The organism is Paracoccus sp. S4493, assembly GCF_000967735.1.
Taxonomy (GTDB): Bacteria; Pseudomonadota; Alphaproteobacteria; order Rhodobacterales; family Rhodobacteraceae; genus Paracoccus; species Paracoccus marcusii.
Genome location: NZ_JXYF01000020.1, coordinates 74,358 through 88,787 on the forward strand (window position 1 = coordinate 74,358; position 14,430 = coordinate 88,787).

Genomic DNA, 14,430 nt, shown 5'->3' on the forward strand with positions numbered 1-14,430 from the left:
GATGACCAGCCTGTTCCTGCTGCAGCTGCTGAACGGGGTGCAGCTGGGGGTCCTTCTGTTCCTGATTGCCGCCGGGCTGACCCTGGTCTTCGGCATCATGGATTTCGTGAACCTGGCCCATGGCGTGATCTACATGGTCGGCGCCTATCTGGTGGTGATGTTCGCGGGCATGACCGGCAGCTATGGGCTGGGCCTTCTGCTGACGCTTCCCGCGACGCTGGTCATCGGGCTGGTGCTGGAGGCGCTGATCTTTCGCCGCCTCTATGACCGGCCGCATCTGGATCAGGTGCTGGCGACCTTCGGGCTGGTCATGGTGGTGACGGAACTGGTCAAGATCATCTGGGGCCAGTCGCCGCTGTCGATCCTGCCGCCCGATGTGCTGTCAGGGTCGGTGCCACTGGTGGGTGCGCTGCGCTATCCGGTGTTCCGGCTGGTAGTGATCGCGGCGGGGCTGGCGGTCGCGGTGGGGCTGTGGCTGGTCATCACGCGCACCCGCATCGGCATGCGCCTGCGGGCGGGCGCCACGAACCGCGCGATGGTGGGCGCGCTTGGCGTCGATATCGGGCGGCTGTTCACGGTGATCTTCGCCTTTGGCGCGATGCTGGCGGGGTTCGCGGGGGCGATGGTGGCACCCATCCTGTCGGTCGATCCGGGGATGGGGGAAAGCGTGCTGATCCTGGCCTTCGTGGTGATCGTCATCGGCGGCATCGGCTCGGTCAAGGGCGCCTTTGCGGGCGCGCTGCTGGTGGGCATCGTGGACACGTTGGGCCGCAGCTTCGGCCCGATCATCCTGCGCGCGGTGATGGAGCCCTCCGCCGCCGCCCAGACCGGGCGCGTGCTGGCGCCGATGCTGGTCTATGTGCTGATGGCCGCGATCCTGGCCGCCCGGCCGCAGGGCCTGTTCGGAGCGCGCCCATGACCCGCTGGCTGATGCGCCGCCGCGTGGCGGCCTGGGCGATCTTCGGCGGTTTCGCCCTGTTGCCGCTGGTCGCGGCGCTGACGGGGGACCCCTATCTGGTCGTGGTGGCGACGCGCATCCTGGCCTTTGCCATGGCCGCCTTGGCGCTGGACCTGATCCTTGGCTATGGCGGCATGGTCAGCTTTGGCCATGCGGCCTACCTGGGCATCGGTGCCTATGCGGTGGCGATCCTGTCGCGCGCGGGCATCACCGATCTGGGCGCGCATCTGGGCGTGGCGGTGGTCGCGGGCGCGCTGTTCGCGCTGGTGACCGGGGCGATCAGCCTGCGCACGCGGGGCATCTATTTCATCATGATCACGCTGGCCTTCGCGCAGATGGCCTATTTCTTCTTCGTCTCGCTGTCGGCCTATGGCGGCGATGACGGGGTGACGCTGACGGCGCGGTCGACCGTGCTGGGGCAGGACTGGCTGGCCGATGATCGGGTGCTCTATTACGCGGCGCTGGCGATGCTGGCGGGGCTCTATCTGCTGTGTGTCGCGATCACCGGGTCGCGGTTCGGCCGCGTGCTGACGGGGGCGCGGGAAAACCCGCTGCGGATGCAGGCGGTGGGCTTCACCCCCTTCCGGTTCCAGCTGACGGCCTTCGTCATCTCGGGCGCGATGACGGCCATCGCCGGGGTGATCCTGGCCAATCAGGCCAGTTTCGTCTCGCCCTCCTACATGAACTGGCACCGCTCGGGGGAACTGGTGGTGATGGTCGTCCTGGGCGGCATCGGCAACCTGTTGGGCGCCATCGCCGGGGCGACGCTGGCGCTGCTGCTGGAGGAATGGCTGGCGCTCTTCACCGACCACTGGCGGCTGATCTTCGGCGCGCTCGTGATCTTGGTGGTGCTGTTCTCGCGCGACGGGCTGACGGGGCTGTTCAGGGGGCGCGCGAAATGAGCCTTCTCTCCGTGCGCGGGTTGCGCAAATCCTATGGTGCGCTGAAGGTTACCGACGATCTGGACCTGGAGGTCACCGAGGGCGAGCTGCACGCCATCATCGGCCCGAACGGCGCGGGGAAATCCACGCTGATCGCGCAGCTGTCGGGGCAGGCGGGGTCGGATGCGGGCTCGGTCCGTTTTGCGGGGGCCGAGATGATGGGTCGCCCCATGCCCGCGCGGGTTCGGGCGGGCATGTCGCGCAGCTTTCAGATCACCTCGATCCTGCCGGGCTTCACCGTGCTGGAGAACGTGGCCACCGCCGTGCAGGCCCATGCGGGCAGCAGCTTCCGCTTCTTCGCCCCCGTCGCACGGGACAACGGCCTGAACGCACAGGCGCGGGACGCGCTGTCTCGCGTGGGTCTGGCCGACCGCGCCGACACCCGCGCCGGCAGCCTGTCGCATGGAGAGAAACGTGCGCTGGAACTGGCAATCGCGCTGGCCACGCGCCCGCGCCTGCTGCTGCTGGACGAGCCCCTGGCCGGGACCAGCGGGGCCGAGGCCGAGCGTTTGGTCCAGGTCATGGCGGGCCTGAAGAGGCAGGTGACGCTGGTGCTGATCGAACATGACATGGATGCGGTCTTTGCGCTGGCCGACCGGGTCAGCGTGCTTGTCTATGGCCGGATCATCGCGACCGGCACGCCCGATCAGGTGCGCGCCGATCCGGCGGTGCGCGCCGCCTATCTGGGGGATGCGTAATGCTGGTCGTCGAGGGGCTGCAGGCCGGTTACGGAGAGGCGCAGGTCCTCCACGACATCCACCTGTCGGTCGGGCAGGGGCAGGTGGTGACCCTGCTGGGCCGCAACGGCATGGGCAAGACCACGACGATCAGCACGATCTTTGGCCTGCTGGCGGCGCGGGGCGGGCGGGTCAGCATCGACGGGCGCGACGTGACCCGCGCCGCGCCGCACCGCATCGCGCGGGCGGGCCTTGGCCTGGTCCCCGAGGGGCGGCAGGTCTTTCCGACGCTAGACGTGCGCGAGAACCTGATCGCCACCGCGCGCCCCGGCCACTGGACCCTGCCGCGCGTCCTTGAGCTGTTCCCGCGCCTGTCCGAACGCATGGGCCACAAGGGCAGCGAACTGTCTGGCGGCGAACAGCAGATGCTGGCCATCGGGCGGGCGCTGATGACCAACCCCCGCCTGATCGTGCTGGACGAGGCGACCGAAGGCCTGGCCCCCCTGATCCGGGACGAGATCTGGTCCTGCCTGACGCGCCTGAAGGACCAGGGCGAGGCGATTCTGATCGTGGACAAGAACCTGTCGGCCCTGACCCGCTTTGCCGACCGCCATGTGGTGATCGAGAAGGGCCGCACCGTCTGGTCGGGCGACAATGCGCAGCTTTTGAACGATTCCGCTGTGGCAGAACGGCATCTGGGCGTCTGACGGACGCACATCCCCCTTTACCGGCGCGGCCTGCGCAACATAATAAGATGCATTAGTCTGCGGCGACTGCCGCCCGTTTTTTTCAGGAATTCATCATGCGTCCGTCCGCGCGAATCGTGACCCTCGGTCTTGCTTTCGCGCCGCTGATGCTGGCCGCCTGCCGCGTCGATGCCGGCGGAGGCGGTGAGGCACCGACCGTCCAATGCGCCCCGGCCCAAGGCGTGGACATGACCCAGGCCGATGCCCTGTGCGACGCGCTGCGCGCCCAGGACCCCAAGGGCGGGATTCGCCTGCGTGTCCTGGCCACGGGGCCCACGGCGTTGTCCGCACAGCTGGACCGCGTGACCGACCAGGGCGACCGGCCCGGCCAGCGGATGGATTTCAGCGTCACGGACCGGGACCTGCAGCCCGACGATTTCACCAGCTTTGCCCGCGACCTGCTGCGATACGGGTTGCCCGATTAGGAAAGAGCCGCACGCATGTGCCAGATCTGCGCCAACCTTCGTCCCTATGACAAATCCTGCGCCGGGTCGGAGTTCGCGGGTTCCACCGTCGATCTGCTCAGCGCGACGCTGCGCGAACAGGGCGACGCGCCGGGGGGGCGGGGAACCCCCTATCGCATGGCGCCGGGGGACGTGTTCAACGGCACGGTCGGATTTTCGGGCGACAATGACTGGGTGGCCGTCCGTCTGGAGGCTGGCACGACCTATCGGATCGCCCTGAACGGCATCAGCCTGTCGGACCCCCTGCTGGAACTGCGCGGCCCCGATGGCCGCGTGGTCGCCGTGAACGACGACGGGGGGCCGGGGATGGACAGCCTGATCACCATCGCGCCCACGCAGACCGGGACCTATTACGTGAACGCGGGCGCCTATTCCGCGGGCACCGGCAGCTATCAGCTGGTCGTGACCGAGGCGCCCGTGCCCCGGCCCGCCCCGATGGCAGAGCTGGCCACCTATCTGACCGACGGCTTCTGGGCCGATACCGGACAGTCTGCGCGGTCCTTCGACATGTCGCGCGACAACATCATCACCTATGACTTCAGCGGCCTGACGCCGCAGGGCCGGGCGCTGGCGCGCGACGCGATGCAGGCTTGGTCGGCTGTCGCCAACCTGCGCTTCGTCGAACAGCGCGGCGATGCCGACATCACCTTCGACGACAACCAGGACGGGGCCTTTGCCCAGTCGACGATCATGGGCGGGCGCATCCTGCGGTCGTCGATCAACGTCTCCACGGACTGGATCTCGCAGGATGGCGCGCGCATCGGCACCTATTCCTATCAGACCTACGTGCACGAGATCGGTCACGCGCTGGGCCTGGGGCACCAGGGCCCCTATAACGGCAGCGGCAATTTCGCCGATGACGCATGGTTCGTGAACGACAGCTGGCAGGCCTCGGTGATGTCCTATTTCGGCCAGGACGAGAACCCCAACATCGCCGCCAGCGGCGCCTATCTGGCGTCGCTGATGCCCGCCGATATCATCGCCATCCAGCGCCTGTACGGCGCCGCGGGTGCGGGGTCGCTGACCGCGGGCAACACGGTCTATGGCGTGGGCCATACGCTGGGCAGCAGCTGGCTGGGGCGCGTGTTCTCGGCGCAGGACGGTGGCTCTCACCAGACCGTCCAGAACGCGCGCGGCGTGGCGATGACCATCTATGACGCAGGCGGCCATGACGTTCTGAACTTCTCCAACGACGGACAGGCGCAGCGGGTTGATCTGCGTCCCGGGGCCATGTCGGACATCTATGGCCTGCGCGGCAATCTGCAGATCGCCCAGAACACCGTGATCGAGGGCTATGTCGCGGGATCGGGCAATGACGAGGTCCATGGCAACGCTTCCGGCAACGTCCTGCGCGGCATGGGCGGCCACGATCGGCTGTCGGGCGGATGGGGCAACGACATCCTGCATGGCGGCGCGGGGAACGACACCCTGCTGGGGGATGTCGGTGCGGACCGGCTGTTCGGCGATGCCGGGAACGACGTGCTGACCGACCTGCAGGGCGACAATGCGATGGCGGGCGGGACAGGGGACGATCACCTGACCGCGGGGGCCGGACGCGACGGCCTTTATGGCGACGACGGCGCGGACATCATCCTGGCGGGGGCGGGCGACGACTTGATCCGCGGCGGGGCGGGGTTCGACACGATCCGCGCCGGTGCCGGCCATGATCGGGCCGAGGGAGGCCTGGGCAACGACATCGTCGATGGCGGCTGGGGCAACGACCGCCTGTTCGGCCAGCAGGGCAACGACACGATGGTCGGCGGGCTGGGGGCTGATTCGATGGCGGGCGGACTGGGCGCGGACACGTTCCGGTTCTTCTCTGCCGCCGACAGCAGCCTTGCCGCGCCGGACCTGATCGTCGATTTCGACCCCGATCGGGACGTGATCGACCTGCGGGCGCTGGATGTCGACTACGTCGGACGCGGGCCGCTGGCGGGGGATGCCTCGGTGCGGTGGGACCACGCGAACGGGATGACCCGCGTGCTGGTCGACGTGGACGGCGACCGCCTGCCGGACATGCTGATCCGCCTGAGCGGCAGGCTGCAGCTGGACGCCGACAGCTTCCTGCTGTGAGGCGGCCCGCGCGGGGCTTGCAAATTCCCCGCGACCGGGTCCATCTGCCTGCCAACACCGATGACAAGGACCGGCCATTGCATACGCACAGACCCTGACCCCCCGCCCCGGATTGGGCCTTCCCGGAACCGGCGCACTGGTTGTCCTGGCGCTTGGCACCATCGCGCTGGCGCTGACCCAGGGGGCGGCGCAGGGCGCGTTGTTCTTGGTGGGCGGCGCCTTGGGCATGTCGCTGTACCATGCGGCGTTCGGGTTCACCTCCGCGTGGCGGGTGTTCATCCTGGACCGCCGGGGCAGGGGCCTTCGGGTGCAGATGCTGCTGCTGGCCATGGCGGTGGTGCTGTTCTTTCCGGCCCTGGCATCGGGAACGCTGTTCGGGAACGAGGTGCGGGGCCTGGTCTCTCCGGCCGGGCTGGGGGTGATCGCGGGGGCGTTCATCTTTGGCATCGGCATGCAGCTGGGCGGCGGCTGCGCCTCCGGCACGCTGTTCACCGCCGGGGGCGGCAATGCGCGGATGCTGATCACGCTGGTCTTCTTCATCGTGGGGTCGGTGCTGGGCACCGTCCATTTCGACTGGTGGGCCAGCCTGCCCGCGCTGGAGCCTGTCGCCCTGTGGCAGCCGCTTGGTCCCTGGGGCGGGATCGCGCTTTCTCTGGCCATCTTCGGGGCGATCGCGCTGATCACGATGCGGGTCGAACGCAACCGCCACGGCACGCTGGAGCAGCCCCCCGAAAGTGAGCGTCACGGCATGGCGCGCTGGCTGCGCGGGCCCTGGCCGCTGGTCGGTGGCGCGGTGGCGCTGGTGGTGCTGAACTTCCTGACGCTGGCGATTTCGGGGCGGCCCTGGGGCATCACCTCGGCCTTTGCGCTGTGGGGGGCCAAGATCGCGCAGGCCATCGGCATCGACCCCACCGCCTGGGGCTACTGGCAGCGCCCCGCCAATGCCGAGGCGCTGCAGTCAAGCGTGTTCTCGGACGTCACCTCGGTCATGGATTTCGGCATCATCGCGGGGGCCATGCTGGCCGCGTCGCTGGCCGGTCGGTTCGCGCCGTCGCTGCGGATCCCGCTGCGGTCGGTGATCGCCGCGGTCGTGGGCGGGCTGATGCTGGGTTACGGCGCGCGCATCGCCTATGGCTGCAACATCGGGGCCTATTTCTCGGGGATCGCGTCGGGCAGCCTGCACGGTTATCTGTGGGCGGTGGCGGCATTCGCGGGCAACATGCTGGGCGTGGCCCTGCGCCCGTGGTTCTTCATGGAACGCCGCACCAGCCGCGCCGACGGCTGAGATGGACTGGCTGGACTCCGTCGACGCCTATTGCGAACGCACCGGGCCGGAATACTGGTCCGAACCCGTCAATGCGCTGACCAACCTGGCCTTTCTGCTGGCGGCTCTGGTCATGGCGCGGCGCCTGCGGGGACCGTGCATGGCGACGGGGCACGTGCTGGCCGGGGTGCTGTTCGTCATCGGGCTGGGGTCCTGGCTGTTTCACACCCATGCCAACGGACTGACCGGGCTGATGGACGTCCTGCCGATCCTGACGTTCATCCTGATCTACGTGTTTGCCGCCACACGCGACTATCTGGGCGCCCGGCCTTGGGTCGCGGCGCTGGTGACGGCTGGGTTCATCCCCTATGCGGCGATCACGGTGCCGCTGTTCGCGCAGGTGCCGGGGCTGGGATCGTCGGCCAGCTATGCCCCGGTGCCGGTGCTGATCCTGGCCTATGCGGTCCTGCTGCGGAACCGCCAGCCGCGCGTGGCGCGGGGCCTGGCGATCGGGGCGGGGCTGCTGACGCTGTCGCTGACCTTCCGCACGCTGGACCAGGCCAGCTGCGCCGTGCTGCCCATCGGCACGCATTTCATGTGGCACATCCTGAACGCGACCATGCTGGCATGGATGATCGAGGTCTGGCGGCGGCATCGGATCGGTTAGGGGATCTTGGTGCACCCGAAGGGATTCGAACCCCTGGCCTCTGCCTTCGGAGGGCAGCGCTCTATCCAGCTGAGCTACGGGTGCACGCGCCGCCTGATTACCCGGCGGGGTCAGGCGACGCAATGGTGAAAATCGATCAGGCGGCGTCCAGGGCCATGATGATCGGGACAAAGTCGGCGGCCTTCAGGCTGGCGCCCCCCACCAGCGCGCCGTTCACATGCGCGATGGCAAAGATCTCGGCCGCATTCGCGGGCTTGACGCTGCCACCGTAGAGCAGCGCGACATCGGCTCCGTCGGACAGGCGCGCGGACAGGTGGTCGCGCATCAGCGCGTGCACCTGGGCGATCTGATCCAGCGTCGGCGTGCGTCCGGTGCCGATCGCCCAGACCGGCTCATAGGCCAGGACGGTGTTGCGGGCGTTGGCGCCGTCCGGGACGGACCCGGCCAGCTGCGTGGCGATCACGTCCAGGGTGCGGTCGGCGTCGCGTTCGGCTTCGGTTTCGCCGACGCAGATGATGGCGGTCAGGCCCGCGGCATGGGCGGCCTGCGCCTTGGCGTGCACCATGGCGTCGGTCTCGCCATGATCGGCGCGGCGTTCCGAATGGCCCAGGATGACGTGCGTCGCGCCCGCGTCGCGCAACTGCAGGGCGGCGATGTCACCGGTATGGGCGCCCTTGTCGGCATGGTGGCAATCCTGCCCGCCGACCAGCAGGTCGCTGGCGCCGATGCGGGCCATCATCGGGTGGATCAGCAGGGCTGGCGGGCAGATCAGGACGTCGCAGGTCGCGCCTTCGGCGGCGGCGGCCATGTCGTCCAGCTGATCCAGCGCGGCCAGATCGCCGTTCATCTTCCAGTTTCCAGCGGCAAGTTTGCGCGGTGCCATGGGGGTCCTCCGTGGGTTCGGGACAGGCTTAGCCAGCGTCCCGCCCCCGCGCAAGGCTCAGCTCTGCGCGCGGCTGCCCTCGATCGGGGCAAAGTTCACCGACTCTCCGCAGCCGCAGCTGTCGGTGACGTTGGGGTTGCGGAACCGGAAGCCCTGCTCCAGCAGGCCGGTCTCATAGTCGATCTGGGTGCCGAACAGGAACATCTGCGCCATGGGAGCGATGATGACGCGCGCGCCGTCCAGTTCGACCACCTCTTCGTTCGCGGTGGGGGTCTCGGCCAGCTCCATCGTGTATTCCATGCCCGCGCAGCCACCCTTCTTCAGCCCGATGCGCAGACCATAGGCGTTCTTGCCCGCCATCAGCCGCGCGATCTGGGCGGCGGCGGCGGGGGTGATGGTCACGGGAGGGGTGCCGGGCATGGCGAACATGGCGATATCCTTTCGGGCTTGGCCTCAAGATAGTCATCCGGGGGGCATCGGTTCAAGACCGCCCCCCGGCCGGCGATCACATGAAGCCCAGTTCCAGACGCGCCTCATCGGACATCATGTCCATGCCCCATTGCGGCTGGAAGGTCATCTCGACATCGACCTGCTTGACGCCGGGCACGGCCTCGACCGCATCGGCGACCCATCCCGGCATCTCTCCGGCGACGGGGCAGCCGGGCGCGGTCAGGGTCATGATCACCCGCACCTCGGAGGCGTCGTTGATGTCGATCGTGTAGATCAGGCCCAGGTCGTGGATGTTGACCGGGATCTCGGGGTCATAGACGGTCTTGCACGCCTCGACGATGGGTTCGTAGAGGGGATGGTCGGTCGAAGACGGCGCGATCAGGGGCGCGCCTTCCATCAGGGGTTCGGTCATCGGAGCATCCTTCAATTCCGACCGATTATATAGGGCACCGACCGCCCGCGGTCCAGTGGGCGCCCCACATTGCGCCGGGCGGGGGGCGGCGCTACAAGCGCCCGGTTCCAAATGCTCGGGCGGACCCATGACCACGCGTTTCAACTTTACCCTCCAGGCGACCGACGGTGCGGCGCGCACAGGCGTCATCGACACGCCGCGCGGCCAGATCCGCACCCCGGCCTTCATGCCGGTGGGGACGGCCGCGACGGTCAAGGCGATGCTGCCCGACAGCGTGGCGGCCACTGGCGCGGACATCCTGCTGGGCAACACCTATCACCTGATGCTGCGCCCCGGCGCCGAGCGCGTGGCGCGGATGGGGGGGCTGCACAGGTTCATGAACTGGTCGAAGCCCATTCTGACCGACAGCGGCGGGTTTCAGGTGATGTCGCTGGCGGGCCTGCGCAAGCTGACCGAGGAGGGGGTGACCTTCTCCAGCCATGTGGACGGGTCCAAGCATTTCCTGTCGCCCGAGACCAGCATGGAGATCCAGCGCCTTCTGGGCAGCGACATCGTGATGTGCTTTGACGAATGCCCCGCGCTGCCCGCGACCGAGGAGGCGGTGGCCGAGTCGATGCGCCTGTCGATGCGTTGGGCGCAGCGGTCGCGCGACGCCTTCGGCGACCGTCCGGGCCACGCGCTGTTCGGCATCATGCAGGGCGGCGTCACGCGCGAGTTGCGCGAGGAGAGCGCCCAGGCCCTGCAGGCCATCGGCTTTGACGGATACGCGGTCGGCGGTCTGGCCGTGGGCGAGGGGCAGGAGGCGATGTTCGGCGTGCTGGATTACGCGCCCGGCTTCCTGCCGGAGGACAAGCCGCGCTATCTGATGGGCGTGGGCAAGCCCGACGACATCGTGGGCGCGGTCCAGCGCGGCATCGACATGATGGATTGCGTCCTGCCCTCGCGGTCGGGGCGGACGGGTCAGGCCTGGACCCCGCGCGGTCAGGTCAACATCAAGAACGCCCGCCACCAGGACGACCCGCGTCCCTTGGACGAGGATTGCACCTGCCCCTGCTGCACGGGCTATTCCCGCGCCTATTTGCATCACGTCTTCCGTGCCAAGGAAATGATCAGCGGCATGCTGCTGACCTGGCACAACCTGCATTACTATCAGCAGCTTATGGCGGGGCTGCGCGACGCGATCGCGGCGGGGCGTCTGGACGCCTTCGTGGCCGAATTCCACGCACGCCGCGCGGAAGGTGATATCGAACCTGTGTGACGTCGCGGATTTGGAAGGTTTTTCCCCGTGCGGGCCTTGGCGCGGGCGGGCTGGGGCGTTATCTTGACGGTGTTCTCAGGGCGGGGTGCAATTCCCCACCGGCGGTGACAGCCCGCGAGCGCCCCTTGCCATGGCAGGGGGGTCAGCAGATCCGGTGAAATTCCGGGGCCGACGGTATAGTCCGGATGGAAGAGAACCGCCCCGTGTGCCACCCCGGCGCGCGTGGTGGTATGCCTTGGGGGCCTGACGCAACTTACGTAAGGTTCCTGAAAGATGACCAAATCCCCCCGTATCGCCTTCATCAAGGCGCGCTGGCACGCCGATGTCGTGGACCGCGCGCATGAAGGTTTCCTGACCCAGGCCGCCAGCCTGATGCCCGGTGCGCAGATCGAGGCATGGGACGTGCCCGGCGCCTTCGAGATGCCGCAGCTGGCCAAGAAGCTGGCCCTGACCGGCAAGTATGACGCCGTGGTGGCCGCGGCCCTGGTGGTCGATGGCGGCATCTATCGCCATGATTTCGTGGCGGGCGCGGTGGTCAGCGGCCTGATGCAGGCGGGCATGGACACGGGCGTGCCGGTGTTCTCGGTCTCGCTGACGCCGCACAACTATCAGGAGACCGAGCTCTTGACCGGTTTCTATCGCGAGCATTTCGTCAAGAAGGGCGCCGAGGCCGCCCATGCGGTCGCGCAGATGCTGGCCGTCGAGGGGCGTCTGGCCCGTCTGGATCAGGCCGACGCGGCCTGATCCATTCGCAGGCGGTGCCGCGTCAGCAGCATCGCCTGTGTTTCCCTGACTTCGCGGTCGCGCCGCGCGGCGTCCCAGTCCAGCGCCGCCGCGCAGAGATCGGCGATGCGCGCCAGATCGCGGGCCGACAGGTGCCCGGTGACGGCCAGCGCGGTGCGGCGCATGACCAGATCGGCCAGGGCGCCGACCTGTTCGTGCCGGATGATCCAGCCCAGCTCCTGTTCGCTGTGATCGCTGTCGGCCAGCATGATGGGCGCCGCGCCTTCGGCCGCCAGGATCGCCGCCGCCGTCGTCCCGTAGCGCGCCAGAAGATGGCGCGCGCGGGCGGGCGCGGCCAGGGTGCGCCGGGCCGCATCGTCGCTCCACGCGCCCGCATCGGCCGGGTAATCGCGGCCACCGCCGATGGGCAGCCTGTCGGTGGCGATGCGGCGGGACGCGTTTAGGCGCGCCAGAAGATCGTCGGCGACCTCCTCGGCGAAGCCGCGGAAGGTGGTCCATTTGCCGCCCACCAGCGCGATGATCGGCCAGCGGCGGTTGGCGTCGGGGGCGATCTCCGGCGCGGAATGGTCGCGGCTGATCAGGCCGGGATTGGCCGCATCCGAGGCGGGCAGGGGGCGGATGCCGGAATAGGCATAGACGATCTGGCTGTCGTCGAAGCTGAGCCCCGGCAGCAGGCCGCGCAGCGCGTCGAGGAAATAGGCGATCTCGGCATCGTCGCAGGCCACGTCGTCGGGGTCGTCGGCGCGGATGTCGGTGGAGCCGACCAGCGCGCGGTCCAGATAGGGAAAGACCAGGCAGATGCGCCCGTCATCGGCCTCGAAATAGATCATGCGGCCCTTCAGCGCGGCCAGCAGTTCGGGGTGATCCAACAGGATGTGCGAGCCCTTGGTGCCGCCGACCATGCGCGTGGGCGCGCCAAGAGCTGCGTTCACGCGGTCGATCCAGGGACCGGCGGCGTTCACCACGATGCGGGGGCGCAGGGACAGCGCGCCCTGCGGACCCGTCAGGTGGATCACGTCGCCGTCGGTGCCGGTCAGCGCGGTGTGGTTCAGCGCGCGGGCGGCGGGATTGGCGCGCAGCCCGTCCGCGACCAGCTCCCAGACCAGCCGTTCGGGCAGGGTGACGGCGGCGTCGTAATACTGCCCCGCGGCCTTGATGCGCGGGGTCAGGGGCGGGATCTCGCGCAAAGCGCGGGCGCGCGACCACAGCTGATGGCGCGGCATGACCCGGTGGCGGCGGCCATAGAAGTCGTACATGGCCAGCCCCGCCTTCATCAGAACCGCGCCGCGGCTGCGGGGCGCGGTGGTCGACCCCATCAGCGTGCGCAGTGCCGGCCCGATGCCGCGCAGCCAGGAGAAGATCGGGATGACCGTGGGCAGGGGCCTGACCAGATGCGGCGCGTTTTTCAGCAGCAGGTTCCGTTCCAGCGTGGATTGCGCGACCAGGCGCAGCTCTCCGGTCTCGAGGTACTTGATGCCGCCATGGATCAGGCGCGAGGGTGCGGCCGAGGTGCCGCCGCCGTAATCGGCCTTGTCCACGATCACCGCGTTGACGCCCTGTTCGCACAGATCGCGAAACAGGCCTGCGCCGTTGATGCCCGCGCCCAGGATCAGCACGTCGATGTCTTGGGTCATGGGATGTCCTGCAGGGCCTCGATCCGCGGCCACAGCGGGGCTATGGCGGCGGCGATGTCGGTGAAGACCCCAAAGCGGCGCGCCATCTCGGCGGCACGGGCGGGGTCGGGGTGATGGGTGGTGCTGATCGCGCCCATGTCGCGCGGGTCGTGGCGCGGCGAGGCGAAGATCCCGACCCCCGCGCCGGCGCACAGCGCCGCGCCCCAGGCTGCGGCCTCCTCGGTCGCGCTGACGGTCACGGGCATGTCCAGCACATCCGCGAAGAGCTGTGCAAAGACCGGCGCGCGGGAAATACCGCCGGTCAGCCGCGCCGCTCTGGGGGCGAACCCGTCGCGCAGGGCGTCGACGTGGTGGCGGTGGTTGAAGGCGATGCCCTCGATCACGGCGCGCAGCATGTCGCCGCGATCCTGCCAGCCGCGCAGGCCGAAGAAGCCCGCGCTAGCCTGCGCCCCGTGCGGCGATCCGAACAGGTAGGGGTGGAACAGCGCGCTGGAGGGGCGGGCCAGGGCGGCCTCGATTTCCGGGATGACGCGCAGATGGGCGGGCTGGTCGCCCCCCTCGCGGCACAGGCTGTCCAGGAACCAGTCGTAATTCGCGGCGGACGCCGGAGAGATCGACATGGCGTTCCATTCGCCCCGCGCGATGCCATTGCGGCAGAACCAGCGCGGATCGGATAGGGGTCGGTCGGTGACGGTCTCGTTGATGGAATAGGTGCCGGCGACGATGGCGACGCAGCCCTGCCCGTACCCGCCCGAGCCCAGGGCCGATGCGGTCACGTCATGCAGGCCCGCCCTGACCGGCGTGCCCACGGCCAAGCCGGTCAGGGCGGCCGCATCCGCCGTGACATGGCCCACGACCTGGTCGGGCAGGGCGATGTCAGGCGAGGGCAGGCCCTGCAGGCCGAAGATGCCGGGGATGTCGGGGGCGAAGCCTTGGGTCGCGACATCGGTGAAGGCGGTGCTGGCCTCGGTCAGGTCGGTGCCGATGCGGCCGGTCAGGCGATAGGTCAGCCAGTCCTTGCAGGCCAGCACATGCCCGATCGCGGCAAACCGCGCGGGGTCATGGTCGCGCAGCCACGCCAGGATCGCCGACGGCGCCGAGGCATGGGGCATCTGCCCCGTCCGCGCCAGCGCGCGCGCGGCGGTCCCGTCCGCGACCCAGCCATCCGCGACGCCGCCCGCGCGGCTGTCCAGCGACAGGATACCCGGCCCCAAAGGCGCGCCCGCCCGGTCCAGCAGATACAGCCAGTCACCATGCGC

At 69.0% G+C, this 14,430-nt stretch carries 15 protein-coding genes, 1 tRNA gene and 1 riboswitch; of the genes, 10 read left to right on the top strand and 6 right to left on the bottom strand.

Annotated elements, in window-relative coordinates:
• The first annotated feature begins 1 nt into the window (after position 1).
• The 8 genes from TW83_RS04250 (at position 2) to TW83_RS04285 (ending at position 7,790) form a co-directional block, all read left to right on the top strand.
• Complete coding sequence (locus tag TW83_RS04250; RefSeq protein ID WP_045981526.1) at positions 2 to 919, top strand: branched-chain amino acid ABC transporter permease; 918 nt, start codon at positions 2 to 4, stop codon at positions 917 to 919.
• Positions 916 to 1,860, top strand: a complete 945-nt coding sequence (locus TW83_RS04255) for a branched-chain amino acid ABC transporter permease (protein ID WP_045981527.1) — start codon at positions 916 to 918, stop codon at positions 1,858 to 1,860. Before TW83_RS04250 ends, TW83_RS04255 begins: the two co-directional genes overlap by 4 nt.
• Positions 1,857 to 2,597, top strand: a complete 741-nt coding sequence (locus TW83_RS04260; protein ID WP_045981528.1) for an ABC transporter ATP-binding protein — start codon at positions 1,857 to 1,859, stop codon at positions 2,595 to 2,597. Before TW83_RS04255 ends, TW83_RS04260 begins: the two co-directional genes overlap by 4 nt.
• The gene (locus tag TW83_RS04265; protein ID WP_045981529.1) at positions 2,597 to 3,283 is read left to right on the top strand and encodes an ABC transporter ATP-binding protein; all 687 of its coding nucleotides are present in this window, start codon (positions 2,597 to 2,599) and stop codon (positions 3,281 to 3,283) included. The genes TW83_RS04260 and TW83_RS04265 overlap by 1 nt, the downstream gene beginning before the upstream one ends.
• Before the next feature lie 95 nt (positions 3,284 to 3,378).
• Positions 3,379 to 3,747 (top strand): hypothetical protein, encoded by a 369-nt coding sequence (locus tag TW83_RS04270; RefSeq protein WP_045981530.1) that lies wholly within the window; start codon positions 3,379 to 3,381, stop codon positions 3,745 to 3,747.
• Positions 3,748 to 3,762: 15 nt separating this feature from the next.
• Entirely contained in the window at positions 3,763 to 5,859 is a 2,097-nt protein-coding gene (locus TW83_RS04275) for a M10 family metallopeptidase C-terminal domain-containing protein (RefSeq protein WP_052714618.1), read from the top strand.
• 112 nt (positions 5,860 to 5,971) lie between these two features.
• A complete protein-coding gene (locus TW83_RS04280) occupies positions 5,972 to 7,144 on the top strand; it encodes a YeeE/YedE family protein (protein ID WP_239441283.1) in 1,173 nt (390 codons plus the stop codon).
• Between the two features lies 1 nt (position 7,145).
• Positions 7,146 to 7,790, top strand: a complete 645-nt coding sequence (locus TW83_RS04285; protein WP_045981532.1) for a ceramidase domain-containing protein — start codon at positions 7,146 to 7,148, stop codon at positions 7,788 to 7,790.
• 7 nt (positions 7,791 to 7,797) lie between these two features.
• On the opposite strand, the gene TW83_RS04290 is transcribed toward TW83_RS04285, so the two are convergent.
• The 4 genes from TW83_RS04290 to TW83_RS04305 form a co-directional block, all read right to left on the bottom strand.
• Positions 7,798 to 7,874, bottom strand: a tRNA-Arg gene (locus TW83_RS04290).
• 52 nt (positions 7,875 to 7,926) lie between these two features.
• Positions 7,927 to 8,673, bottom strand: a complete 747-nt coding sequence (gene tpiA / locus TW83_RS04295) for a triose-phosphate isomerase (RefSeq protein ID WP_045981533.1) — start codon at positions 8,671 to 8,673, stop codon at positions 7,927 to 7,929.
• 57 nt (positions 8,674 to 8,730) lie between these two features.
• Positions 8,731 to 9,102, bottom strand: coding sequence for an iron-sulfur cluster assembly accessory protein (locus TW83_RS04300; protein ID WP_045981534.1), 372 nt, complete (start codon positions 9,100 to 9,102; stop codon positions 8,731 to 8,733).
• A 76-nt stretch (positions 9,103 to 9,178) separates the two neighbouring features.
• On the bottom strand, positions 9,179 to 9,535 hold the full coding sequence (locus TW83_RS04305; RefSeq protein ID WP_045981535.1) for an SUF system Fe-S cluster assembly protein: 357 nt from the start codon (positions 9,533 to 9,535) through the stop codon (positions 9,179 to 9,181).
• A 127-nt stretch (positions 9,536 to 9,662) separates the two neighbouring features.
• Between TW83_RS04305 and tgt the strand changes: the two genes are divergently transcribed.
• Entirely contained in the window at positions 9,663 to 10,793 is a 1,131-nt protein-coding gene (tgt, locus tag TW83_RS04310) for a tRNA guanosine(34) transglycosylase Tgt (protein ID WP_045981536.1), read from the top strand.
• 67 nt (positions 10,794 to 10,860) lie between these two features.
• Positions 10,861 to 10,994, top strand: a riboswitch (FMN riboswitch).
• Positions 10,995 to 11,066: 72 nt separating this feature from the next.
• Positions 11,067 to 11,537 (top strand): 6,7-dimethyl-8-ribityllumazine synthase, encoded by a 471-nt coding sequence (locus TW83_RS04315; protein WP_045981537.1) that lies wholly within the window; start codon positions 11,067 to 11,069, stop codon positions 11,535 to 11,537.
• Here TW83_RS04315 and TW83_RS04320 read toward each other — a convergent pair.
• Both TW83_RS04320 and TW83_RS04325 read right to left on the bottom strand, forming a co-directional pair.
• A complete protein-coding gene (locus tag TW83_RS04320; RefSeq protein WP_045981538.1) occupies positions 11,519 to 13,171 on the bottom strand; it encodes a glycerol-3-phosphate dehydrogenase/oxidase in 1,653 nt (550 codons plus the stop codon). The genes TW83_RS04315 and TW83_RS04320 overlap by 19 nt on opposite strands.
• The coding region (locus TW83_RS04325; protein ID WP_045981539.1) for an FGGY-family carbohydrate kinase at positions 13,168 to 14,430 on the bottom strand (1,263 nt) is incomplete at its 5' end. The genes TW83_RS04325 and TW83_RS04320, both read right to left, overlap by 4 nt.